The sequence below is a fragment of the Mucilaginibacter sp. L196 genome (assembly GCF_009765905.1).
Taxonomy (GTDB): domain Bacteria; phylum Bacteroidota; class Bacteroidia; order Sphingobacteriales; family Sphingobacteriaceae; genus Mucilaginibacter.
The window spans coordinates 772238-795767 of sequence record NZ_LMUO01000009.1 but is presented as its reverse complement, the minus strand read 5'-3'; the positions used below and the strand labels follow the sequence as shown (position 1 = coordinate 795767).

Annotated in this window: 16 protein-coding genes and 1 riboswitch; of the genes, 12 read left to right on the top strand and 4 right to left on the bottom strand. The window is 41.7% G+C overall.

Features of this window, described 5'->3' with window-relative positions:
* The first annotated feature begins 186 nt into the window (after positions 1 to 186).
* Both GSQ74_RS06995 and GSQ74_RS06990 read left to right on the top strand, forming a co-directional pair.
* The gene (locus GSQ74_RS06995) at positions 187 to 546 is read left to right on the top strand and encodes a nuclear transport factor 2 family protein (protein WP_158991543.1); all 360 of its coding nucleotides are present in this window, start codon (positions 187 to 189) and stop codon (positions 544 to 546) included.
* Positions 547 to 686: 140 nt separating this feature from the next.
* Positions 687 to 1571 (top strand): hypothetical protein, encoded by an 885-nt coding sequence (locus tag GSQ74_RS06990; RefSeq protein ID WP_158991540.1) that lies wholly within the window; start codon positions 687 to 689, stop codon positions 1569 to 1571.
* A 259-nt stretch (positions 1572 to 1830) separates the two neighbouring features.
* On the opposite strand, the gene GSQ74_RS06985 is transcribed toward GSQ74_RS06990, so the two are convergent.
* Complete coding sequence (locus GSQ74_RS06985; RefSeq protein ID WP_158991537.1) at positions 1831 to 2844, bottom strand: fumarylacetoacetate hydrolase family protein; 1014 nt, start codon at positions 2842 to 2844, stop codon at positions 1831 to 1833.
* 719 nt (positions 2845 to 3563) lie between these two features.
* On the opposite strand from GSQ74_RS06985, the gene GSQ74_RS06980 reads away from it, so the two are divergent.
* The 4 genes from GSQ74_RS06980 to GSQ74_RS06965 all read left to right on the top strand — a co-directional run bounded on the left by GSQ74_RS06980 (position 3564) and on the right by GSQ74_RS06965 (position 12345).
* A complete protein-coding gene (locus tag GSQ74_RS06980) occupies positions 3564 to 4721 on the top strand; it encodes a homogentisate 1,2-dioxygenase (RefSeq protein ID WP_158991535.1) in 1158 nt (385 codons plus the stop codon).
* 58 nt (positions 4722 to 4779) lie between these two features.
* Positions 4780 to 5934, top strand: coding sequence for a 4-hydroxyphenylpyruvate dioxygenase (hppD, locus tag GSQ74_RS06975; RefSeq protein WP_158991532.1), 1155 nt, complete (start codon positions 4780 to 4782; stop codon positions 5932 to 5934).
* 215 nt (positions 5935 to 6149) lie between these two features.
* On the top strand, positions 6150 to 9578 hold the full coding sequence (locus tag GSQ74_RS06970; RefSeq protein ID WP_158991529.1) for a DUF559 domain-containing protein: 3429 nt from the start codon (positions 6150 to 6152) through the stop codon (positions 9576 to 9578).
* A gap of 238 nt (positions 9579 to 9816) precedes the next feature.
* Complete coding sequence (locus GSQ74_RS06965; protein WP_158991527.1) at positions 9817 to 12345, top strand: outer membrane beta-barrel family protein; 2529 nt, start codon at positions 9817 to 9819, stop codon at positions 12343 to 12345.
* Positions 12346 to 12508: 163 nt separating this feature from the next.
* On the opposite strand, the gene GSQ74_RS06960 is transcribed toward GSQ74_RS06965, so the two are convergent.
* Positions 12509 to 14320 (bottom strand): DNA mismatch repair protein MutS, encoded by a 1812-nt coding sequence (locus tag GSQ74_RS06960; protein WP_158991524.1) that lies wholly within the window; start codon positions 14318 to 14320, stop codon positions 12509 to 12511.
* 66 nt (positions 14321 to 14386) lie between these two features.
* Here GSQ74_RS06960 and rlmH point away from each other — a divergent pair, with 66 nt between their 5' ends.
* The 3 genes from rlmH to GSQ74_RS06945 all read left to right on the top strand — a co-directional run bounded on the left by rlmH (position 14387) and on the right by GSQ74_RS06945 (position 16928).
* Positions 14387 to 14860, top strand: a complete 474-nt coding sequence (gene rlmH / locus GSQ74_RS06955) for a 23S rRNA (pseudouridine(1915)-N(3))-methyltransferase RlmH (RefSeq protein ID WP_158991521.1) — start codon at positions 14387 to 14389, stop codon at positions 14858 to 14860.
* 64 nt (positions 14861 to 14924) lie between these two features.
* Positions 14925 to 15905 (top strand): cation diffusion facilitator family transporter, encoded by a 981-nt coding sequence (locus GSQ74_RS06950; RefSeq protein ID WP_158991519.1) that lies wholly within the window; start codon positions 14925 to 14927, stop codon positions 15903 to 15905.
* 282 nt (positions 15906 to 16187) lie between these two features.
* Positions 16188 to 16928, top strand: coding sequence for an SDR family oxidoreductase (locus tag GSQ74_RS06945; protein ID WP_158991516.1), 741 nt, complete (start codon positions 16188 to 16190; stop codon positions 16926 to 16928).
* Between the two features lie 124 nt (positions 16929 to 17052).
* Here GSQ74_RS06945 and GSQ74_RS06940 read toward each other — a convergent pair whose 3' ends face one another.
* Positions 17053 to 19452, bottom strand: a complete 2400-nt coding sequence (locus tag GSQ74_RS06940) for a T9SS type A sorting domain-containing protein (protein ID WP_158991514.1) — start codon at positions 19450 to 19452, stop codon at positions 17053 to 17055.
* Positions 19453 to 19639: 187 nt separating this feature from the next.
* Between GSQ74_RS06940 and dctA the strand changes: the two genes are divergently transcribed.
* Both dctA and sucD read left to right on the top strand, forming a co-directional pair.
* Entirely contained in the window at positions 19640 to 20890 is a 1251-nt protein-coding gene (gene dctA, locus GSQ74_RS06935) for a C4-dicarboxylate transporter DctA (protein ID WP_158991511.1), read from the top strand.
* 214 nt (positions 20891 to 21104) lie between these two features.
* Positions 21105 to 21977, top strand: a complete 873-nt coding sequence (sucD, locus tag GSQ74_RS06930) for a succinate--CoA ligase subunit alpha (RefSeq protein ID WP_158991508.1) — start codon at positions 21105 to 21107, stop codon at positions 21975 to 21977.
* Between the two features lie 52 nt (positions 21978 to 22029).
* On the opposite strand, the gene GSQ74_RS06925 is transcribed toward sucD, so the two are convergent.
* Positions 22030 to 22569, bottom strand: coding sequence for a hypothetical protein (locus tag GSQ74_RS06925; protein ID WP_158991505.1), 540 nt, complete (start codon positions 22567 to 22569; stop codon positions 22030 to 22032).
* Positions 22570 to 22732: 163 nt separating this feature from the next.
* Between GSQ74_RS06925 and GSQ74_RS06920 the strand changes: the two genes are divergently transcribed.
* Positions 22733 to 23098, top strand: coding sequence for a methionine-R-sulfoxide reductase (locus GSQ74_RS06920; protein WP_158991484.1), 366 nt, complete (start codon positions 22733 to 22735; stop codon positions 23096 to 23098).
* 226 nt (positions 23099 to 23324) lie between these two features.
* Positions 23325 to 23527: riboswitch (cobalamin riboswitch) on the top strand.
* Positions 23528 to 23530 lie beyond the last annotated feature (3 nt).

Here is a 23530-nt window from a genome sequence, read left to right as displayed (position 1 = left end):
ATAAAGCGATTTGTCATTCTGAGGAACGAAGAATCTTCTTCGATATGCATAGCGGCCTTCCATGCCCGCTTGTCGCTTTTAGAAGATTCTTCACTCCATTCAGGATGACAAAATTTTAATTATATTCGTTTAAACCTAACACTATCATCGTATAAAGGAGTCTATCAAAAATAAAAGATAATCAAAATGACAGCTATAACAACAATCGCATCCCGCCTTATTGAATTATGCAATGCCGGCCAATTTGTGGATGCTTATACCGAACTTTTTAGCGACAATGCCATCAGTATTGACCCCATTGCAGGCCCGGAACCGGTAAAAGGGTTACCGGCACTAATACAAAGGGAACAGGATTTCTTAGCCAATACTGAAATACATGAGGTAAATGTATCCGATGCAATTTCTTCAGGCAGCTATTTTAGTGTAATTTTTTCGTTGCACATCACCCCAAAAGGCGGCGAAAGTCGGCAGGTGAAAGAACTAGCTGTTTATAAGGTTGAGGATGGTAAGATTGTGAGTCAGCAGTTTTTTATTGATAGAAATTGAATTGGAAGTGGTGCGGTGAAAATGCCGACAGCAGGCTGAAATAATATTGTATACCGCAGGGTACTCTCCGAGAGCCCCTGCGGAGACTGAGATTCAGCAAAGGTTTTTTTTATGTTATACTTTCTTAACTTCAAAAGTTAATGGGAGGTAATAAAAATAAAAAACGAAGAACGACGAAGAAAAATAAAACAGCGACAAAAAAGCCAGAGATTCAAACGATAAAAGTTAATCCAATATGGAGCTTTATCAAAAGGTTTTGGGGGTGGATAGTATCTTTTAGCGTTGTAATTGGCTTAATTTTAGATTACCAGCAAATAAAGAATATGCTTTTGTCTCCTCAGAAACAATATGAGCAAAACTATTTTTATAAAGGAGACTTATCGCCCGAAAAAATATCTGATGACAAAACGCTTTTATATAAGTTATCACCGGTGCCCCCTAATTTCAACTATGTTAAAAAGAATTGGTTGCCGCTTATACCTGGTATAGCTATAAAATTTAATCCTGACAGTATGTTACACATATTTGTTGGTCAGTATAACTTTTATTGTCCCAAAACAATACTCGAAAAAGGTGTAAGTCTGCACTTACCAAACACATGCGACACTACCAGTTTACTTTCATTAGGCGTTAAAGACGATAGAATATACGTTTCTGTTCAATTTGATGATTTACAAAAAGAAGAAACGGTTGGTTATATCACATACAACCACTGGACGCTATATAGGCCAAACATGTTCGATTTTCAAACAGATGGCAAGCGATATCTTCAGGTAGAAGATTTAAAAAATAATATTATATTTTCTATTCACTATTGGAAAGGCGTCGATGTTGTTGATGATGGTGTTTTTATTGCAGGTTATTTTTTGGAATCTAAATCTGTAACAGTAATACCAAATTTCAGATATGGTTTCGATCATATCACTTGTTATTTAAAAGATAGTCCGGAATGGAAAGAACATGCTTATGACGATATTCGTCATATTATTAAAAGAGTAGATACTCTTGCTTATAAGACAAAGTAAATTGGCCTTTAAAAACAATAAATGTGATGCATTCTGATTATTTTAACATCACAATTGCGATCGTTTGCAACGAGTGCTTAAAATGGGTAGCTATTGTATCGCGACACGCATTGCAAATGAGGAAAGAGTTAAGCACTCGTTACCGACGAGCGCAAAGTAGGTCATCACCTCTCGCGTCATTGCGAGGTACGAAGCAATCTCTACTTAGGAAAGTCCGCTTTGTACAGCTTAGAGATTGCTTCGTACCTCGCAATGACGGTTACAGTTCAATTAGCTGTTTCTTTTTCAACTCCAATATCGAAAAATCACTATCCGATTGTTTAATGATATTGCCCAGCATGCCTAAGCCCGTAACTTCCAACTCAACCAAATCATTAGGTTGCAGCCATTGGGGTTGGTAGTTGGGGTTGTTTAATTTGCCTGTACCGTTCAGCTCCAGGAAGCAACCGGTGCCTACTGTGCCGGAGCCGATGACATCGCCCGGAAAAACATCGCAGCCATAGGCGCAGCGCTCGATGATCTCAGCAAACGTCCAGTCCATATCCGCCATCGTGCCTGCGGAAATTTGCTTGCCGTTTACATGGCATATCATTTTTAAATTATAGCTATTACCGATGTGGCCCGCTTTGGTTGGCACTTTGTAAGCTTCCAACTCATCCGGTGTTACCAACCACGGACCAATAACGGTAGAAAAATCTTTGCCCTTAGCCGGACCAAGGTTGAGCAGCATTTCCTCCATTTGCAGGGTACGGGCGCTCATATCATTCATAATCATATATCCGGCGATGAAGCTATCCGCCTCGGCGGCACGGATATTTTTACCTTTTTTATTGAGTACCACGGCAACTTCCAGCTCAAAATCCAACTGCTGAAAATGATCGGGCATACACTCAATTTCGCCGGGGCCCTGTATTGCGTTATGGTTGGTGAAATAAAATATCGGGTACTGGTCGAACTCGGCTATCATCCCCACTCCTCTGTTGCGGCGGGCAGTTTCCACATGCTGACGGAAGGCGTAACCATCCCGGCACGATGTGGGGTGCGGCACAGGTGCTATCAACTCGAAAAACAGTTCTTCGCGGGCTTCAAGTTTCCCAGCGCTGATAGCGGTATTTACTTTTTGTGCACGCTCCATCAGCTCATCACCACCCCACAAAAACCCGCTCATGTTATCGGGTATCAGCTTATCACAGGAGTTTAAATTATAAATATGCCCGTTTATGTAAATACCAAGGTGCTCCCGGTCTTCGGTTTTGTAGGATACTAATTTCATGGCTATAATGGTTGGTTAACTCAAAGCTAACGCTTTTTGGTTGATTTTGTTGGGTGAAAAGTTGGGTTGATTTTGTTGAAAAGTTTACTCACCCCTTAACGTTGGCGAAACTTCATTGAGTCGCGCGACAATTTACTCACCCCGACTGCGCTACGCTCGTCGACCCTCTCTCCGCCGGTGGCGCATAGAGGGTAAAAACAGGGGAAAATCATATATTTTTTGATGCTTTTTATTACTTTTTTGATCAATTTCGGGTGTTTTTTGACCTAAAATCAGCTGTTTTGGGGCTAAAATCGACTAAATTTCGGCTTAAAATCAATGTAAAATCGTTGTTTTTGGGGTATTTTAGGGGCTTTTTCGGGCTAAAAGTGTACCAAATGTACCATGTGTTCCATTTGTACCGCGGTACAGTACGCACCAATCAACTACTCAACCACTCACCAAAAAAAGCTTGCATGTTAAACATTTAAAGCCTAATTTTGGTTAAACCATTATGAGCATACAAAAGCACTTTTATTTTTCCCTTGGACTCACTTCAATGAGTGACGCTTCTTCTTTCAGGGATGCTATGCTCAGTTCAATCGTACTGGCACAGTACTAATTACCTCTTTTCAGGGATAAAATTTTCATTGTCGGATTAATCCGGCGCATTCCTGCTATTTCCTGCTTTTTTAAACTTTAAAGTTTGTAAACTGTTAATAATAAACCAATTATTAGTTATGCCTATTTACCACACATTAGGAAAAATTCCGCCAAAGCGGCATACGCAGTTCCGTAAGCCCGATGGAACTTTATACGCTGAAGAACTGGTATCAACCGAAGGTTTCTCCAGCTTGTACTCGTTGGTTTATCACGCCTACCCACCCACTATTGTTAAGGAACTGGGTGAACCTTATTCTGTTGAGCCTAAGATCGCTCGTGAAAAACATTTGAAGCATACCAGCCTCATCGGTTTCAACGTAGCACCCGAGGATGATTACCTGAAAAGCCGTAAACCAATGCTGGTTAACAGCGACTTGCATATCTCGCTGGCAGCCCCGCGCAAATCTATGACCGACTATTTCTACAAGAATAGTCAGGCTGATGAAGTGATCTTTATCCACCAGGGATCCGGCACGCTGAAAACAGGTTTTGGTAAGATCAAGTTCGCTTATGGTGATTATGTGATCATCCCGCGAGGGACAATCTACCAGTTGGAATTTGATACGCCTGATAACCGTTTGTTTATTGTGGAGAGCTTTAGCCCCATCCGCCCGCCAAAGCGTTACCGAAATGAATACGGGCAGTTAATGGAGCATTCGCCTTATTGTGAGCGTGACATCAAACGCCCAACCGACCTGGAAACCCATGATGAGAAAGGCGACTTTAAAGTCCTCATCAAAAAACAGGGATTGATCTATCCTTATACATACGGCACACACCCCTTCGATTTTATCGGCTGGGACGGTTTCCATTACCCATGGGCATTATCTATTCATGATTTTGAACCGATAACTGGTAGATTACATCAACCACCGCCAGTACACCAGACATTCGAGGGTAATAACTTCGTGCTCTGCTCATTTGTGCCGCGTAAGTTTGATTATCACCCGCTATCCATCCCTGCGCCATATAACCACAGTAATGTGGACAGCGACGAGGTGTTATACTACGTAGATGGCGATTTTATGAGCCGTAAACATGTAGTTAAAGGCCAAATCACCCTGCACCCGGGTGGCATACCACACGGACCATCACCGGGTTCAGTTGAAATATCAATAGGCAAGGAATCAACAGAGGAGTTAGCGGTAATGATCGATCCGTTCCGCCCACTGATGATCACCGAAGAAGCAATTAAAATAGAGGACCCGAATTATTATAAAGGCTGGGCAGAGTAGGCCCCACCCAAACCCTCCCCGGAAGGGAGGGCTTTAAAAACATTAAAAAACCAAGAAAATGGATACAATAATAGATCATAACAATACAAAAGTCTCCCCTACCGGGGGAGATTTAGAGGGGGCTAAAGATTTTTTACCGTTGAACGGTACTGATTATGTTGAATTTTATGTAGGCAATGCCAAGCAAGCTGCCCATTATTATAAAACAGCTTTCGGTTTTCAGGATCTGGCTTATTCAGGCCCTGAGACCGGCGTGCGCGATAAGGCATCGTATGTATTACAACAAGGCAAAATTCGTCTGGTATTAACTACGCCTTTACACTCGGAGCACCCCATCGCGGAGCATATTAAGAAACATGGCGATGGTGTAAAAATACTGGCTCTTTGGGTTGATGATGCTTACGATGCATTTCAGCAGACAGTAAGTCGCGGAGCAAAACCATATCAAAAACCACAAACATTAACTGACGAACATGGTGAAGTCCGCACCAGCGGGATTAAGCTTTATGGTGATACCGTACACATGTTCATCGAACGTAAAAACTATAACGGTTTATTTTTACCGGGATATAAAAAACTGGAAACACATTACAATCCAAGTGATACCGGCCTTTTATATGTCGACCATTGCGTAGGTAACGTAGGCTGGCATAAAATGAACCAATGGGTTGATTTTTATGCGGATGTAATGGGTTTCAAGAACATCTTAACATTTGATGACAAAATGATCTCTACCGAATACTCAGCGCTGATGAGTAAGGTAATGAGTAACGGTAATGGCTATGTTAAATTTCCGATAAACGAACCGGCCGAAGGCAAAAAGAAATCGCAAATAGAAGAATATCTGGAGTTTTACGAAGGCGAAGGTGTACAGCACATGGCTTTGGCTACGCATGATATTGTAAAAACGGTAACCGACCTGCAAAGCCGCGGTGTAGAGTTTTTAACAGTGCCTACCTCCTACTATGATGAGCTGACCGATCGTGTTGGTCACATCGATGAGGACTTAGTACCACTAAAGAAACTGGGTATCTTAGTTGATCGTGATGATGAAGGTTATCTGTTACAGATCTTCACCAAACCGGTTGAAGACAGGCCAACTTTATTCTTCGAGATCATCCAACGTAAAGGCGCCAAATCATTTGGTGCAGGCAACTTCAAGGCACTATTTGAAGCCATTGAACGTGAGCAGGATTTGAGAGGAAATTTGTAATTGAACAGTTCACAATTTATATAAAGAAAAGCCCCGCAGTAAGTTGGGGCTTTTCTTTTTTGCTGTTGTCATAATAGCGTTCTAACGCTTTCTTCTTCCGGTATCCTGGCTCTTGAATCTTGGTTCTTGCTTCTCCAATCCCAACTAATCATCAATTAACTACCAAACTCATAGGTATTTTACTAATTTCGCTACCTCATACGCTTAATTATAAAATGGACTATCAATTTAAAGATATAGAGCAAAAGTGGCAGCAGTTTTGGGCCGATCATCAAACTTTTAAGGCTGAGGATAATAGCACTAAACCAAAGTATTATGTGCTGGATATGTTCCCGTACCCATCGGGCGCGGGGCTGCATGTTGGCCACCCGCTGGGCTATATCGCTTCTGATATTTTTGCAAGATATAAACGTTTAAAGGGCTTTAACGTGTTACACCCAATGGGTTACGACTCATTTGGTTTGCCGGCTGAGCAATACGCTATACAAACAGGTCAGCACCCGGCTATTACTACCGAAACTAACATTGCCACCTATCGCAGGCAGTTAGATCAGATTGGTTTTTCTTTCGATTGGAGCCGTGAAGTGCGCACCAGTTCGCCCGATTATTACAAGTGGACGCAATGGATATTTATGCAGCTATTCAACTCATGGTATAATAAAGCCATCGAGAAAGCAGAACCGATAAGCGTATTAGTGAAGCATTTTGAGCAGCATGGTTCAGGTGGTATAAATGCTGTGTGTGACGAGGAAGTTTTAAACTTCAGCGCAACTGAATGGAGGGCGATGAGCCACGATGAACAACAAGCAGAACTATTAAAATATCGCTTGACTTACCTGCGCGAAAGTACCGTTAACTGGTGCCCGGCCTTAGGTACTGTATTGGCAAACGACGAGGTAAAAGACGGCTTTAGCGAGCGCGGCGGCTACCCTGTTGAGCAAAAGAAAATGATGCAGTGGAGCATGCGTATTACCGCTTATGCCGAACGCCTTTTACAAGGTTTGGATACCATCGACTGGCCCGAACCTTTAAAGGAAATGCAAAAGAACTGGATTGGTAAGAGTACTGGTGCTTCGGTGAGGTTCCCTATAGCAGCCCCACCCAAACCCTCCCCGGAAGGGAGGGCTTTAGAAGTCTCCCCAACTGGGGGAGATTTAGAGGGGGCTTATATAGAAGTTTTTACTACTCGTGTTGATACCATTTTTGGAGTGACATTTGTTGTGTTAGCTCCTGAACATGAATTGGTAAAGGAATTAACTACGCCTGAGCAACAGGGCGCAATTGATGCTTACATCACCCAAACAAAAAAGAAATCGGAGCTGGACAGGATGGCGGATACTAAAACGGTATCTGGCGCATTTACCGGCAGCTATGTGCTGAACCCGCTTAACGGCGAGAAAATCCAGTTATGGATTGCCGATTATGTGTTAGCCGGTTACGGAACAGGTGCTGTTATGGCTGTACCAAGTGGTGATCAGCGTGATTATCTGTTCGCCAAACATTTTGATTTGCCGATAGTACCGATCATGGACATCCAAAAAATAGAAACCGAAGCCGACCCAACTAAAGAGGGTAGATATATCAATTCGGATTTTATAAATGGCTTGTTTTATACCGAGGGTACTAAAGCGGTAATTGCCAAACTGGAAGAAATTGGCGCAGGTAAGGCAAAAGTAAACTTCAGGATGCGCGATGCCATATTTGGCCGTCAGCGTTATTGGGGTGAGCCGGTACCGGTTTATTTTAAAGACGGTTTGCCTCATCTAATTGAAGAAAATGAATTGCCTTTGGTGTTACCCGAGGTTGATAAATATTTACCTACAGAAAGCGGTGAGCCGCCTTTAGGTAGAGCAGAAAATTGGAACTATAACCCAGCCCCCTCTAAATCTCCCCCGGTTGGGGAGACTTCCTCCTCCCACTTGGCCGGAAACTACAGGGAGACGGCAGATCCCGTATATTATGAGCAGTTAAAGGATTTTAGCCGGGATAATAGAAATCAACCAACAGAAGCAGAAAATTTTCTATGGCAATTATTAAGGAACGAACAAACAGGTTTTAAAATACGAAGGCAACATGCCATTGGTCAATATATAGCTGATTTTGTTTCCTTACAGAAAGGATTGATTATTGAATTAGATGGTCATCACCACAAACTAAATAAAGAAGCTGACGATGCGAGAACTGAAGTACTTAATCACTTAGGATTTAAAGTAATCAGGTTTATAAATGATGAGGTGTTGAGTAATCCGCAAAAAGTAGCTAATGATATTAAACAAAAATTAGAAGTTCTACCCGATAGAAAAAAAGTCTCCCCTACCGGGGGAGATTTAGAGGGGGCTAGTGAGGCTTATGCTTACGAACTTTCAACCATGCCTGGTTGGGCAGGATCAAGCTGGTATTGGTACCGTTACATGGATGCGCACAACGACAGTGAATTCGCATCCAAAAAAGCAGTGGAATATTGGAAGGATGTAGACTTATACATCGGTGGCAGCGAACATGCTACCGGGCATTTGTTGTACAGCCGTTTCTGGAATAAGTTTATGAAGGACATGAACCTGGTGGTTGAGGAAGAGCCTTTCAAAAAGCTGATTAACCAGGGGATGATACAGGGCAGGAGTAATTTTGTGTATCGAGTAACTACATTTGATGCAAACGAAACACCAAGTCATTATTATCTATCAAAAAAACAATGGGATCGCTATAATGATCCTTTAGAAAGTGCTGGAGCACTCTTTGAAGAATGGGGATTTCCTATTAAGAGTAGTTATGCGACCTATAGTGCCCCTATACATGTAGACGTAAATATTGTAAACAACGATGTACTTGATATAGAAAAGTTTAGAAACTGGCGCGGAGAGTTTGCAAATGCTATTTTAATTCTTGAAGATGGTTCTATCTCCTCCCCAACCGGGGGAGGCCGGGAGGGGGCTTACATCTGCGGTGTCGAAATCGAAAAGATGTCGAAATCCAAATTCAACGTGGTTAATCCTGATGATTTGATCGCTCGTTATGGCGCGGATACATTGCGTATGTATGAAATGTTCTTAGGTCCGTTGGAGCAGAGCAAGCCGTGGAATACCAATGGTATTGAGGGTGTGTTTAAGTTCCTGCGTAAATTCTGGCGGTTGTTCCATAATGATCAATGGGTATTTACGGTATCGGATGCTGAACCAAGTAAAGCTGAATTAAAATCATTGCATAAGATCATCCGTAAAGTTGAGGAAGATGTGGAACGTTTCTCGTTCAATACTTCAGTTTCCAGCTTTATGATAGCGGTTAATGAATTGACCGACTTAAAATGCAATAACAAAGCGATATTGCAGGATCTGGTGATCATCCTATCCTCTTACGCACCACATATTTGCGAGGAGCTGTGGACTTTATTAGGTAATGAAGCTGGCGCTTTATCCTATGCAAGCTATCCTAAATTTAATGGTACTTATTTAATAGAGGATGAGTTTGCCTACCCTATTTCCATCAACGGCAAAACCAAAATGAATTTGAGTATATCGCTTAGTCTGGATGCAGCAGCTACCGAGGCTATTGTGTTGGCTAATGCTGATGTGCTGAGGTATCTGGATGGCAAATCGCCTAAAAAAGTTATTGTAGTGAAGGGCAGGATTGTGAATATGGTGGTGTAAAGGCCGCTTTGATTTTGTGTCATTGCGAGGGACGAAGCAATCGCGGACTGTGCATATCAACTTGCATAGCGCACGATTGTTTCGTCCCTCGCAATGACATTTCTTTTTCAGACCTTTTTTATTTTCCAAATCCCTTAGTGTAACATTTACAATATGTTACACTATAATTAATTAATTTTGACAAATTAATTGTAACAATTCGGGTATTTTCGCCTCCAATTTCCAAAAGCATCAAAAAATGAAACGTTTTTACATATTAGTTCTATTATTAGGCTCCATGCTGACGGCAAAAGCGCAGTTTGGCGGGTCTACAATTACAGGTAAAATAGCCGGTACGGTTATTGACTCGATCACCAAAAAACCTGTTCAATATGCCAGCGTGGCTATCTATCTGAGCAGTGGTAAAACCCCGCTAAACGGTATGCTTACTGATGCTAATGGCGGTTTTAAAATTTACAACATCCACCCGGGCAGCTATAGGGTTACCATTACGTTTGTTGGTGGCTATAAAACTAAAACCATAAACCCGGTTGTTACCAGCGGCTCAAAACCTGACGCCAACCTAGGGAGTATTAAAATAAGACCCGATAACGGAGACCTTGGCGAAGTTTCAATTACAGCAAACGCGCCACTTGTTGAAAGCCATATCGACAAGATAGTTTACAACGCCGAAAAGGATATTACCAACGTAGGCGGCAATGCGAGCGACGTATTACAAAAAGTACCATTGGTAGCAGTTGATATTAACGGTAATGTTTCTTTACGTGGTGATGCGAATGTTAAGGTTTTGATCAATGGTAAACCATCTGGCGCTATGTCGGCCAGTTTGTCGGATGTATTAAAAACCATCCCTGCCGATCAGATCAAGAGCATCGAGGTTATCACCTCACCATCTGCAAAATACGATGCGGAAGGTTCAGCAGGCATCATCAATATCATCACCAAACAAAAAAATGTATCGGGTGTAAGCGGTTCAGTTAGCGGTGGTATCGGTACGCGTCAAAACAACGGTAACTTTAACTTAAACTATAACAAAAACAGGTTAAGTATATCTGCCAATATTGGTGGTAACCTTACCTGGCCGCAAACATCTCTCACCAATTTTAATCAGTATATAACAAAGGCACCGGATACCGCGCATAACACTGCAAATCGTACCAGCATTATTAAGCGATACGGAACTATCAGTTCAATTACTGCCGGGTATGATGTTAATAGTTATAACAGCATTACCTCAACTTTCAGGTATAACAGGGGGGGCTTTAATCAAACCGGCCCTTCGCATAACACATCAAGCGGTAGTATGCTTAGCAGTAAAGGAATTGACAGTGCATATAATAATATATACGACAACCAAACCATACAGCACAACCTGTTTTATGGATTTGACTGGAGTGTAGACTATACGCATAAATTTCATAAAGAGGGGGAAGAACTGGATCTATCAGCACAATGGAGCCATAGCATAGTAAATACTGACTATACTAACACCTACACAGGTGAAGCAGGGGTAGTGCCTTACTCAAACCAAAGAGGTTTAAATGATGGTACAAACAATGAATATACTTTCCAGGTTGATTATACCCTGCCGATTAGCAAAACATTAAAATTTGAGGCCGGTGGTAAAACAACCATCAGAAGACTGAATAGTAATTTTGATACTTTTGGTGGTGATGACCTTGACGTACAGGACCCGGTTAACAGCGATATTTATGATTACAATCAAAATGTTTACGCTGGATACTCAGTGTTTACAATTACGCTACCTAAAAATTACACCATATTAGCAGGTGGTAGGTTTGAGAACACAACAATTAACGGTGATGCGATTAGCGAAGAACCGAATTTGCCAGCAGTGAATCAAAACTATAATATATTCATCCCAAGCTTAACCATTCAAAAACAGTTTGGTACATCACAAACGCTGAAATTAAGTTACAGCAAACGTATAACCCGCCCAAGCTTAACTTACCTTAACCCGTTTGTTAATATGAGTAATCCACAGAGCGAATCAGAAGGTAACCCCGACCTGCGTCCTGAAATTTCGCAAACGGTTGAGTTGAATTACAATACGTTCATTAAATCTTCGGTAATTAACTTCTCAATTTATTACAAACACATTAACGGCTTAATAGAAAGTATAGTAGTTCCGGATAGCACCGGATCAGCAGCAAAAAGCGATGTTGGTACGGTAAGCACTTACCAAAACATAGGTAGCAATAACTCTTGGGGTTCAAGCTTTTTTGGCTCAATTAATCCGATCAAAATATTAACTATTAGGGGGAGTATTAATGCATACACTTACAGCCCTGATCCTACCGGCCTGTTCGCTTCAGACCATAGTGCTGAAGGTACTTATGTGCAATACAACGCATTCGGTATGGCTGAAGTTGATTTGAAAAGTATTGTAGGCCAGGTTTTCGCTATTGAGAATTCACCACGCCGTACTATTCAGGGTACTAACCCATCGTTCAGTCTGTTAGGTTTCGGCGTAAAAAAACAATTTGATAACAAAAAAGCATCGATTGGTATTAACGTGCTGCAGCCGTTTAACAAGTATAAATACTTCGATCAGAACATAAGCGGCCCAGGCTTAACGCAAACCAGCAGTACCGCATTCCCGTTCCGTTCGGTTGGTTTAACGTTTAGCTACAGCTTTGGTAAACTTACCTTTAGCAACCCTAAAACGAAAAGCAATAATCCTGATGATGAGAAACAAGATGACCAAGGCATGGGCAGTGCACCAGCAGGTGGAGGCGCAAAATAATAAAACCACAATTGTATAAGTCAAAAAGGCCCTCGTTTTACGAGGGTCTTTTTTTGTTGAAATCTGTCTAAAAACGATTGAATCCTGTTTTTATATAAAAACAAAGCGTCACTGCCACGCTTCGCTCAATGACGATAGTTTATCGCTTTGCCCGCTTCTAAGATCAATTTACCGCATCAACATCAATACCTATCTGTTTCAGCAATAACGATGCATTAAAGGTTTTGCATTCGCCATGCTTCATTTTGTAGTCGAATAGCATTTCGCCGTTTACTACCTGTATATCGAAATAGAAGTTGCGGATATAATCCGGGTATTTCTTTTCCAACTCGGCAATCTGCAAATCATGAGTGGCAACCATGCCCACGCCTTTTTTGCTGATGAGCTGCTCAATTACTGCTTTCGAGCCCAGGTATTTATCAACCGAATTAGTGCCGCGCAGCATCTCATCTATCAAAAAGAAAACCTTATGCTCGTTTTCAACCGCAGCCAGCAGCATTTGCAGGCGGTCGAGTTCGGCTTTAAAGGTTGAGGTGCTTTCGTTCAATGAATCCTTAATACGCATGTAACTCACAATGGTAATCACCGATACGGTCATATCATCACCACAAACCGGCGCCCCCGATAAAGCCAATACGGTATTAATACCGATGGTACGCAAAAAGGTACTTTTACCTGCCATGTTTGATCCGGTGATAATATCTATCTTAAAAGCATCATTCAGCTCGTAGTTATTGGTTACGCTGTATTTATTGCTGATGAGCGGGTGGGCGATATTTTTGGCTATGATGGTGTAGGCCTCACCATCAGCTATTTGAGGGAAACCCCATTTTGGATAATTGATGGCTACGGATGATAGGCTGATCAATGCCTCAAATTCGGCTATTACATCAAAAGCGGTTTCAATATCCTGTTTATTATCGCGTTTCCAGTTTTCAATGGCGATAACCTGTTTTAACGACCATAAAAAGAAAACATTTAACACGAAGTTAACTATCATAATGAGGTTATATCCGAGCTTGTTAATAAGCTTAGCCAAGCCCTCTATACTTTTATTCGTTTGCCCATTATTCAGCTTTTGATTGAGCTCGGTGCATTTTGGCGACTGCCACTTTTCTGCTTCGATTATTTTTAATACCACCGCATAATTAGCCAACACCTGGCCTATTTTATCAGCAATAGTCGCCGACTTCATAATAAGCTCACCTTTTGAATTTAATATCAACAAATTAAAAATACCCAGACCTATGGCGACAAAAGTTATAGGCGCAAAATAAATGCTCGTTACAATGGCGGCTGATAATAACAAGGGGGCAATTTTGATATATATGCCCAGCCATTTTTCGCCGGTAATTTCAAGCGGTAATTTCAGGTAAGCAAACAGCATGTTCAATTGGATTGCATCCTTGCTGTTGGCAAATAAAAGGCGTGCCTGCATATCTGTCTTCCAATCCGGTTTTGAGGCTATTTCCTTTACGGCATCTTGTCGTAATAGAACCGTATTCTTTTCTGAAGGCGCATTCAGCCATTCGCCGAGTTTATTGTTGCCAGCAGTAGTTGCCGAGCGGTTGATGAACTGATACAGTGATGAACTGCCAAAAATATCCAGATCAGCGCTGTAAAAGTGTTTATCGTTGCTAAATGCGGCACCGTTATCATACATGTTGGTGTGGTGCAGTACGCTGTTAATTTCGTTGTCGTTCACCTTTACCAGGTTTTCGAAATATTTCTTTTCGTCCTCAAACCCACTTTGTTTTGATACCAGCCAGGCAAAGCCAAAAAGCACAATCACAAGCGTTACCGCAATAATGGTGAAGTTGTTTTGCATATTACCCAGGTAAATGGATATGACCAATAGCCCAATCAATCCCAGCCTTAAAAAGGAGTAGATATTGATCAGCTTTTTATATTTGTTTACTTCTGCATTAGCAGCTGTTATGCGTAGGTTATAGTTGTTAATAGTATCCTGTTCCATTTGCGTTTAAAAAATCAAGCTAAATAAGCACTTATATTTTAAATAAACGTTTATTTTGTTTTTGATATGAAGATCACTTTTTTAACAGTTGGCAAAACAGAGGACGCTTATTTGAAAGATGGCATTGAAAAATATGTTAAACGACTGAAGCATTATACCCGTTTGGAGATAATCAACCTGCCTGAACTGAAAAATACCAAGGCCCTAACTCCCGAGCAGCAAAAAAATAAAGAGGCCGAAATGATCTTAAAAAAAATTGTGCCTACCGACCATGTGATTTTATTGGATGAGAATGGTATGGAACTCACCTCTAAGAAATTTGCAGCCTATCTCGAAAAGAAAAACATCAGCGCGACAGCAAGTTTAATTTTTATTGTAGGCGGACCTTATGGCTTTGATGAAACCGTTTACCAACGGGCTAATGATAAAATATCGCTATCGCGCATGACTTTTTCGCACCAGATGGTACGCTTGTTTTTCACTGAGCAATTATATCGTGCCTTCACCATTATAAAAGGCGAGCCTTACCATCATGAGTAGCCGCTATTACCTGGCAACGAATGTTTTGATTGTTTGGGATTGTTAATTTGGCTAACTTTGCACTATGTCAGAGCATTCCCCTTCGCACGATCATTCACACTCGCATGATCACTCCCATTCACACGATCACGATCATTCGCATGGATTATTCGGTCATCATCATCACGACGCACCCCAAATTGATAACTTAAATGCTGCCTTTATCATCGGCATCATTTTAAACTCGGCCTTTGTTATTATTGAGGTGATAGCGGGTTTATATATACACTCTCTATCATTATTAACCGATGCAGGCCACAACCTGAGCGATGTTGCAGCACTTGCATTGGCATTGTTAGCCTTTAAGCTAACCAAGGTAAGCTCAAATAATAAATACACTTACGGTTACAAACGTTCAACCATCATCGTATCGTTTTTTAACGCGGTTATACTGTTTGCCTCGGTAGGTGTAATTGTTTACGAAGCAGTGATCAGGTTTATACACCCTGCAACTATCGAGGGTGGTACTATGACCTGGGTAGCTTTAATAGGTATTGGCGTTAATGCTTTTACCGCCTACCTTTTTGTTAAGGGTAAAGATGGCGACCTGAATATAAAAAGCACTTATATGCACATGGCTATGGATGCTATTGTATCCTTAGGCGTAGTAATTTCGGGTGTTATCATCTACTTTACGCATTTCTACATGCTAGATAGTATTGTGAGTATTTTTATAGCGATCATTATTTTACGTGGCACCTGGAGCTTGTTAAACGACAGCTTACGATTAGAAATGGACGGGGTGCCTAAAGAATTAAACCTCGATAAAATAAAAACAGAATTACTTAAAGCCAAAGGTGTTATTGATGTACACCACATGCATGTGTGGGCATTAAGCACTACCGAAAACGCGCTAACGGCCCACCTGGTTGTTGACCCGGAGCATTTGAGTACGTTCGATAATATCAAACATGATCTTCGCCACCGTTTGGAGCATCTGGACATTAGTCACAGCACCTTTGAACCGGAGTTTTCTACAGAAGATTGTAAGCATCAGGACTGCTAATATTTCACGTCATTACTGATATATAAAGGAATCTTTACATATCGAAATTCTACACCACGTCATTGCGAGGTACGAAGCAATCTCTACATAGGCACGTCGGCCTTGCAGGTTTTTTCTGTACAGTATAGAGATTGCTTCGTACCTCGCAATGACGCTCGGCAAACCGGCACACGTTCTCCCCGCTCGCACCTCCCCGCACCCATTTGAATTTCGCAACACATTGTTTGAACTTTACAACAACAATGCCCGCGCCCGCATCTACCTTTGTTAAAAAAATCAACCATGAATAAGTTAGCAAATAAAGTGGCACTGGTAACCGGTGCGTCAAAAGGAATAGGTGCTGCTGTAGCTGTTGAACTCTCCAAAAATGGCGCAGCTGTAATTGTAAACTATGCGGGCAGTAAAGCGGGTGCCGATGAAACCGTAGCAACAATCACCGCTGCCGGTGGTAAGGCTATTGCCGTACAAGCCGATGTAAGTAAAACCGCTGATGTTACCCGCCTTTTCGATAGTGGCATCGAAGCATTTGGTAAGATAGACATACTGGTAAACAATGCCGGTGTAATGACCGTAAAGCCAATAGGCGAATGCACCGACGAAGAGTTTGATCATCAATTCAACATCAACGTAAAAGGAACTTTTAATACCATGCGCCAGGCTGCAACCCGTTTGGCTGACGGTGGTAGCGTGATAAACTTCTCAACCGCAGTTACGAGGGTGAACTTTGCAGGATACGGCATCTACGCGGCAACCAAAGCGGCGGTAGATCAATTTAGTAGAATTTTCGCTAAAGAAGTTGGAGGCCGTGGCATCAATGTAAACTCCATACAACCCGGCCCAACCGCTACCGATCTTTTCCTTAACGGTAAAAGCGATGAACTGATAGCCAAATTAGCATCTGCAAGCCCGTTTAACAGAATTGGTGAGCCTGTTGAAATTGCCCGTGTAGTGGTATTTTTAGCGAGTGATGATGCCAAATGGGTATCCGGCGAAAACATCGCGGTGAGTGGTGCAAGATCATAGAAGCTATTTAAAACAAGATAAAACAAATCGTCATTGCTTCGTACCTCGCAATGACGATTTGTTTTTTATATAAAAGACCTGCTGTCCGTCCGTTCTCTAATATAGACAAAGCGAACATGCCGGACTAATCGCTCGTCTTAATTAGCTTTTTAACGATGGTTTTACTCCCACGCTGTTTTATCTGTACCAGCCAAACACCCCGGTGAAGTCTGCCGAGATCGAGTGTTTCGGAGAAATCGTTGCCGGGCTTTTGGTAGGTGGCAACCGCGTATGAAATACCCATCCCCACATCGGTAATATTAATAATTACAGGATTCAAATTATTATTACTGAAGACAACTGTTACATATTTTGAAGTGGGATTTGGATAAAGGCCAATGCCGCTAGCCGGTGTTTTCACGGTAGAGGTGTCAGTCCCTGTTGAATCTGGTTTTGATGGTGGAACAGTTGTTTTTGTTGTATCCGGTGGTGGCACTACGCCTGACGCTATACCTACAGGCACTACAAAGGTTGGTGTTTCAGTTACATTAACAGTTAATTTACCGCCGGTGAGCTTTACAGCAGTTGAGCTCATCATATTCCCCGTCATGCTGGGGCTATAGATTATAGCCGAATCTGCCGTTCCCAAATTAAGTGTGTAGCTCGCGGTGCGGCCAACCTGATCAGGTATGGCAAGGGCATACATTACCTTGGCGCTGTCCTGATATTGATCAACTATAGGGTTGCTGCTTAGGGATTGCTTATACAAGTAATTACCAAATTGTTTATTTAGTTCATAAAGATAATTAGCCGCTGGTCTGCGCGAAAAATCCGGATTTAGTAAACCCGATGATCCGTATTGTATTGGGTTTGTTGGGTTATCGTCATAAGCCTCATAAAAAAACAACCTGGCTACACCTGCCCGAGCGTATAGCATCGAAGTACGCAATATCCAGTCCGCCTCAACCTGCAAGGCTGTTTTGCTGCCGATTGCAGGTGCCCTTTGCGGGCTACCGGAATTAACATCATAACCCGATTCTGTTACCCAAACCGGCATATCATGTGCATAAAGGTGCGACATCTTTACAAAAGCCTGCGCTGTTTTCATTGTGCCTGATAACTCGGGGGCTACACCTGTTGTTGCTACCCCACCTGATACCCCATTATTAGAATAAAAGTGATAATTGATCACATCCCAGCATAAATTCACCGTACCATCAGCTTTATAACCACGGTGTAGTTTACACCAGTCTATCATGCCTTGCACATACGATGGATCTGCCGAGGCTAAGCCGCCCATTACTACCTGCATAGTAGCATCGGCATTTTTTACACCTACACCAGGGCCCATGGCATTCATATTCCCATCATAAAAAGCCGACATATTTGCCGCATATTCATAACTGGTTTGATAGGCATTAGTGCCTTTCCACCATTTATCACGCTCATTATCGCACTCAATATATTGTATCAGCGCAGTACCTTTTTTAACCACGTTTGCCGGGTCATCCGTCCATCTGATACTTGGGTCAACACTTAATAATGATGAACTCACACTTCCGTTTGCACCATACCTCGCCGCATATTGAAACGCCACTTTTGCCTGTAATATATATGAATTTGGATCGCTAAAATCGCTGCCATAAGGTACAGGTACATTTTCCGAATCCTGCTGATTTGTTGGCCAGGTAGCCATTAGCCAATTGGGCTGCCCTTTTAAATCAGCCAATACAAAAATATTGTTGGCTTTACAGGCTGCATAAAGGGCATCATAATTCCAACCGCCGCTGTGTACCGGATCATAAGTATATTCACCCTGGGTCGATTCCAGTTTATTCCAATCCATATAATGCCTGAATTGCGTAAAAGACTCCATACCTGTTAACATAAGCGCGCTAACCACCAGCGGATTATTCGGATCCTCAAAATCCCACTCAAAACCATTGATCCCGCAATATTGATTTAACGGATAAGCTTTAGGAACTACCGGCGCAGGTGTTGGTGGCGCAGTGTAATGGCCGTAAAACTCCATTTCGGTTGGGTATTGATACCATGCGTTAATAACAATGTATTTAATATTATTCATAGGTTTTGCAAGCGCAAAGCCCGGCGTACCGGGGATTGGCCCATCCCACTGCATGTACCCTCCACCAACATAAGTAGCTATTGGAATGCGCGCACCTGTACTATCAATAACCGATACTGTAAGCGGGTTAGCTGCACCCAAACCGCCCTGGTAATTGTAAAATTCAATTTGGGTTATATCTATTTTCTCGCCGGGTAGTACCGGGTAGTATGCATCAAAATTAGGGAACAATAACCCATAACCAACATTAACTGTGTTAGTTAAATTACCATCAAATAAACCGCCCAAACCATTACTAACATTATTTAACTGGTACCAGCGAGAACTATCAATAGGAATTTTAGCTGTAGCGGTATCCGTAGATGTTGTTTGCGCGAAAGCATTGAAGCTGTAAAAGCATAAAAGCACAACTATGGATTTACGTAGCAAACGTATATATCTTACACTGCACTTATCCATAATTTTAATAACGATATTCATTTACACGCAAAAGTAACAGATTCATTCACAGTGTGGCTAGTAGTTTTTATTTAGATAGACGAGGGTGTCCGTCCGTTCGGGGGAAAGGGTCAAAGTGGACGGACGGACACCCATTCGGACAACAATCATAAAAACCAATTTATTCGCTATACTTGTTTTTCCAATTATGAAGCGATTATTATCCAATTTAACTTTCCAGGTAATCAGTGCCATTATATTAGGCGTTGTTGTGGGAGCATATTTTAAAGACTTTGCCCCTACTGCACAAACCATCAGCAAAACATTCATCAACATGATCACCATGCTGATTGTGCCGATCATTTTTTGCACCATAGTATTAGGTATTGCAGGCGTCGACGATATGAAAAAAGTAGGCCGTGTTGGCGGTAAGGCGATATTGTACTTCGAGATCATGACTACCTTTGCCCTTATTATCGGCTTAATTGTAGCCAATGTACTTAAACCCGGCGAAGGCTTTATAAACCACCCAACAGTAACAGCCAATGCCGATAAAATAGCCGGATACGAAAAAGCCGCCGCCGATATGCATTGGGGCGAATTTTTAACCCATATTGTACCATCCAATATATTTAATGCTTTTTCTGCCGGTGATATTTTGCAGGTGTTGTTCTTCGCTATACTTTTCGGCTATGGCATCAGCAAAATGGGCGAGGCTGGTAAATCTATCGTTTCTGGTATCGATAAAATATCCAAAATCTTCTTCAACATCATGAAGCTAATTATGCGGCTTGCACCCATCGGTGCATTCGGCGGGATGGCTTATACCGTGGGCACTTATGGCATCAGTACCCTACAACCTATGATGCATCTGTTAGGTGCGGTTTACCTTACCATGTTCCTGTTTATTTTTGTGGTGCTGAATATCGTTTGTCGCATTTACAAATTCAGCCTTTGGCATTACCTTAAGTATATTAAGGATGAAATACTGCTGGTATTAGGTACCTCATCCTCCGAATCGGCCTTGCCCAGTATGATAGAGAAGATGGAGAAATACGGCTGCTCCAAATCGGTTGTTGGTTTGGTGATCCCTACCGGCTACAGTTTTAATTTGGATGGCACGACTATTTACATGTCGATGGCGGTTATATTTTTAGCACAGGTTTTCCATATCGATCTCAGCATCGAACAGCAACTGGTTATTATCGGTATACTGATGCTCACCTCCAAAGGCGCAGCAGCAGTTACAGGTGGTGGCTTTATTGTATTGACATCAACGCTGGCAGCTATTAAAATCATCCCTATTGAGGGTGTAGCGATATTATTGGGGATAGACAGGTTTATGTCGGAAGCCCGGGCTATTACCAATTTAATAGGTAATGGCATTGCTACAATTGTTGTGGCGAAGAGCGAGGGGGAGTTTACCCCCCAGCCCCCTGAAGGGGGAGTTTTGGATTAGCAATCTCCACCATGTCATTGCTGTAAGGTACGAAGCAATCGCGAACTTTGCATAGCCGCTTTGTATAGCTTAGAGATTGCTTCGTTCCTCGCAATGACGTTCTGAGATCAAGCAAAGCACCCTCTCACCAAACTTTTACAAAAAAATTACGCCAACAGCATCGCAGGGCACAAAAATATTTTAGCTTTGCGCTTACTAAAAAAGAAAAACAGCAATGAGTGTTCTTGTAAACAAAGATTCAAAAATTATTGTTCAGGGTTTTACCGGTAAAGAAGGTACCTATCATGCTGAGCAAATGATAGCCTACGGTACGCAGGTTGTTGGAGGTGTTACCCCGGGTAAAGGCGGACAACGCCACCTTGACAGACCAATTTTTAACACGGTAAAAGACGCTGTTGACCAAACAGGCGCCAATGTATCTATCATATTTGTACCTCCTGCTTTTGCTGCGGATGCCATTATGGAAGCTGCCGAAGCCGGTATTAAAGTTATTGTTTGTATTACCGAAGGTATCCCTACAAAGGATATGATCATGGTAAAAGAATATATCAGTGACAGGGATACCCGCCTTATCGGGCCAAACTGCCCGGGCATTATCACTGCCGACGAAGCTAAAATTGGTATTATGCCGGGCTTTATCTTCAAAAAAGGTCACGTTGGTGTGGTTTCAAAATCAGGTACGCTTACTTACGAGGCGGTTGACCAGGTTGTTAAAGCCGGAATGGGCATCACTACCGCTATAGGTATTGGTGGCGACCCAATCATCGGTACTACTACTAAAGAAGCTGTTGAATTATTAATGAATGACCCTGAAACTCATGGAATCATTATGATTGGCGAAATTGGTGGCGGTATGGAAGCAGAAGCTGCTCGTTGGATAAAAGCTAATGGCACTAAACCAGTAGTTGGTTTCATCGCAGGGCAAACAGCGCCTCCGGGCCGTCGTATGGGCCATGCAGGTGCAATTGTTGGCGGTGCCGATGATACTGCGGCCGCGAAAATGAAGATCATGACCGAATGCGGTATCAAAGTTGTTGAATCACCAGCTGAAATTGGTGCTGCAATGGCTGAGCTATTGAAAAAATAGAGTCAAGAAGTTAGATATAGGAAATCCTGGCTTACAGCCGGGATTTTTTTGTTTAGGCTACTCCATTTACATAAAACCCTAAAACGGTATTATTTGTTAAATTAATTTTGATTTGAAAATAACAGCTTCCTCCGTCGTCTACATTAACCCAATCCTTTTTCCAATAAGTATTATCCTGTTTGTCACAAAAACAACTTACCCAAACTTCTTTTTCATCTTTTGGATTAATAATAGCTAAAAATTGTTTGTAATATTTTTCGGGGCGATGTATCAAATTATCAAATGAAATTGCATTACCGGGTTCTTTTCGATGAAATTTTTTGTTTACACTATCTTGAAATGCCTTTTCAGTTTTATTATATTCGGTTACCTTCTTAGCTATCATCACCTCTATTTTAGCAATCTCCGAGGCCGATAAATTCATTGGTTTATCGACACTCTTAAATAAATGGTTATCCCGTGATGTATCAAATTTAAGAACCACATATCTTGATGTATCAATAGGTTTTTCAGCAACAACCACATTGACTTTTGGATTTGGATGAGAGCACGATATAAATAATATTGACATTAAGGTTAAGGCAAGTTTCATATGATAAAAGTAAATAATTTTTCACAATAAAACCCCTGTCAAAACTATGTAAACATCCTTCCCACAAACAAAATCCACCCCCAAATTTGTTGTATATTTATATAAGCCGAAAGGAGAAAAATCGGTGAAATCATATAAATAATCTGTGCAATCATAATCAATAATGGAATACAATAAATTAACACCTGAAGAAGAATATATAATATTACATAAAGGCACTGAGCGCCCGTTCACTGGCTCGTTACTAAATAATAAAGCACAAGGTTTATATGTATGTAAAAGATGCGATGCGCCTTTATATGATTCGGCTACCAAGTTTGAATCCCACTGCGGCTGGCCTAGTTTTGATGATGAGATACCCGGAGCAGTAAAACGCGTACCGGATGCCGATGGCCGCCGTGTGGAAATTGTATGTGCTAATTGTGGCGCACACCTTGGCCACGTTTTCGAGGGAGAATACTTAACACCTAAAAATACCAGGCATTGTGTAAACTCGGTTTCTATGAAATTTGTACCACTCGAAAATTAAAACCACAGGTTGTCCGCCTTGTCCGTATAAAAAACGGACGGACAGGGGGACACAAAAATATCCACTGTCATTTCAAAATGACAAAATTCTTACGGTGATAAATCAGGGCACTTAACCCACTCAAAGTAACCAAATTAAGGTGTCATTTTGTTAACAACTCGGCCTCTTGTTTAAAACTATCACTACCAAAATAGGCTACTTAGCCCTTATATTTGGACTAACAAGTTCTTACAAAAGCTATACGGGTTACCGGTTATTTCCGGCATTAAAAGGGAACCATGTTAAAATCATGGGCTGACGTGCAACTGTATTATCAGTTAAAAGCAGAAAGTTTAAAGTGTAAAGTTTTCAAAACTATTCTTTCAACTTTAAACCTTCAACTTTAAACTGCAATTAAGCCAGACACCTGCCTGCATAGCATGTCAAAACTTT

Excerpts from the sequence above, each read along its gene's own strand:
- GSQ74_RS06995 (WP_158991543.1), top strand. The coding sequence starts at position 187 with ATGACAGCTATAACAACAATCGCATCCCGCCTTATTGAATTATGCAAT.
- GSQ74_RS06990 (WP_158991540.1), top strand. The coding sequence starts at position 687 with ATGGGAGGTAATAAAAATAAAAAACGAAGAACGACGAAGAAAAATAAA.
- GSQ74_RS06985 (WP_158991537.1), bottom strand. The coding sequence starts at position 2,844 with ATGAAATTAGTATCCTACAAAACCGAAGACCGGGAGCACCTTGGTATT.
- GSQ74_RS06980 (WP_158991535.1), top strand. The coding sequence starts at position 3,564 with ATGCCTATTTACCACACATTAGGAAAAATTCCGCCAAAGCGGCATACG.
- hppD (WP_158991532.1), top strand. The coding sequence starts at position 4,780 with ATGGATACAATAATAGATCATAACAATACAAAAGTCTCCCCTACCGGG.
- GSQ74_RS06970 (WP_158991529.1), top strand. The coding sequence starts at position 6,150 with ATGGACTATCAATTTAAAGATATAGAGCAAAAGTGGCAGCAGTTTTGG.
- GSQ74_RS06965 (WP_158991527.1), top strand. The coding sequence starts at position 9,817 with ATGAAACGTTTTTACATATTAGTTCTATTATTAGGCTCCATGCTGACG.
- GSQ74_RS06960 (WP_158991524.1), bottom strand. The coding sequence starts at position 14,320 with ATGGAACAGGATACTATTAACAACTATAACCTACGCATAACAGCTGCT.
- rlmH (WP_158991521.1), top strand. The coding sequence starts at position 14,387 with ATGAAGATCACTTTTTTAACAGTTGGCAAAACAGAGGACGCTTATTTG.
- GSQ74_RS06950 (WP_158991519.1), top strand. The coding sequence starts at position 14,925 with ATGTCAGAGCATTCCCCTTCGCACGATCATTCACACTCGCATGATCAC.
- GSQ74_RS06945 (WP_158991516.1), top strand. The coding sequence starts at position 16,188 with ATGAATAAGTTAGCAAATAAAGTGGCACTGGTAACCGGTGCGTCAAAA.
- GSQ74_RS06940 (WP_158991514.1), bottom strand. The coding sequence starts at position 19,452 with ATGGATAAGTGCAGTGTAAGATATATACGTTTGCTACGTAAATCCATA.
- dctA (WP_158991511.1), top strand. The coding sequence starts at position 19,640 with ATGAAGCGATTATTATCCAATTTAACTTTCCAGGTAATCAGTGCCATT.
- sucD (WP_158991508.1), top strand. The coding sequence starts at position 21,105 with ATGAGTGTTCTTGTAAACAAAGATTCAAAAATTATTGTTCAGGGTTTT.
- GSQ74_RS06925 (WP_158991505.1), bottom strand. The coding sequence starts at position 22,569 with ATGAAACTTGCCTTAACCTTAATGTCAATATTATTTATATCGTGCTCT.
- GSQ74_RS06920 (WP_158991484.1), top strand. The coding sequence starts at position 22,733 with ATGGAATACAATAAATTAACACCTGAAGAAGAATATATAATATTACAT.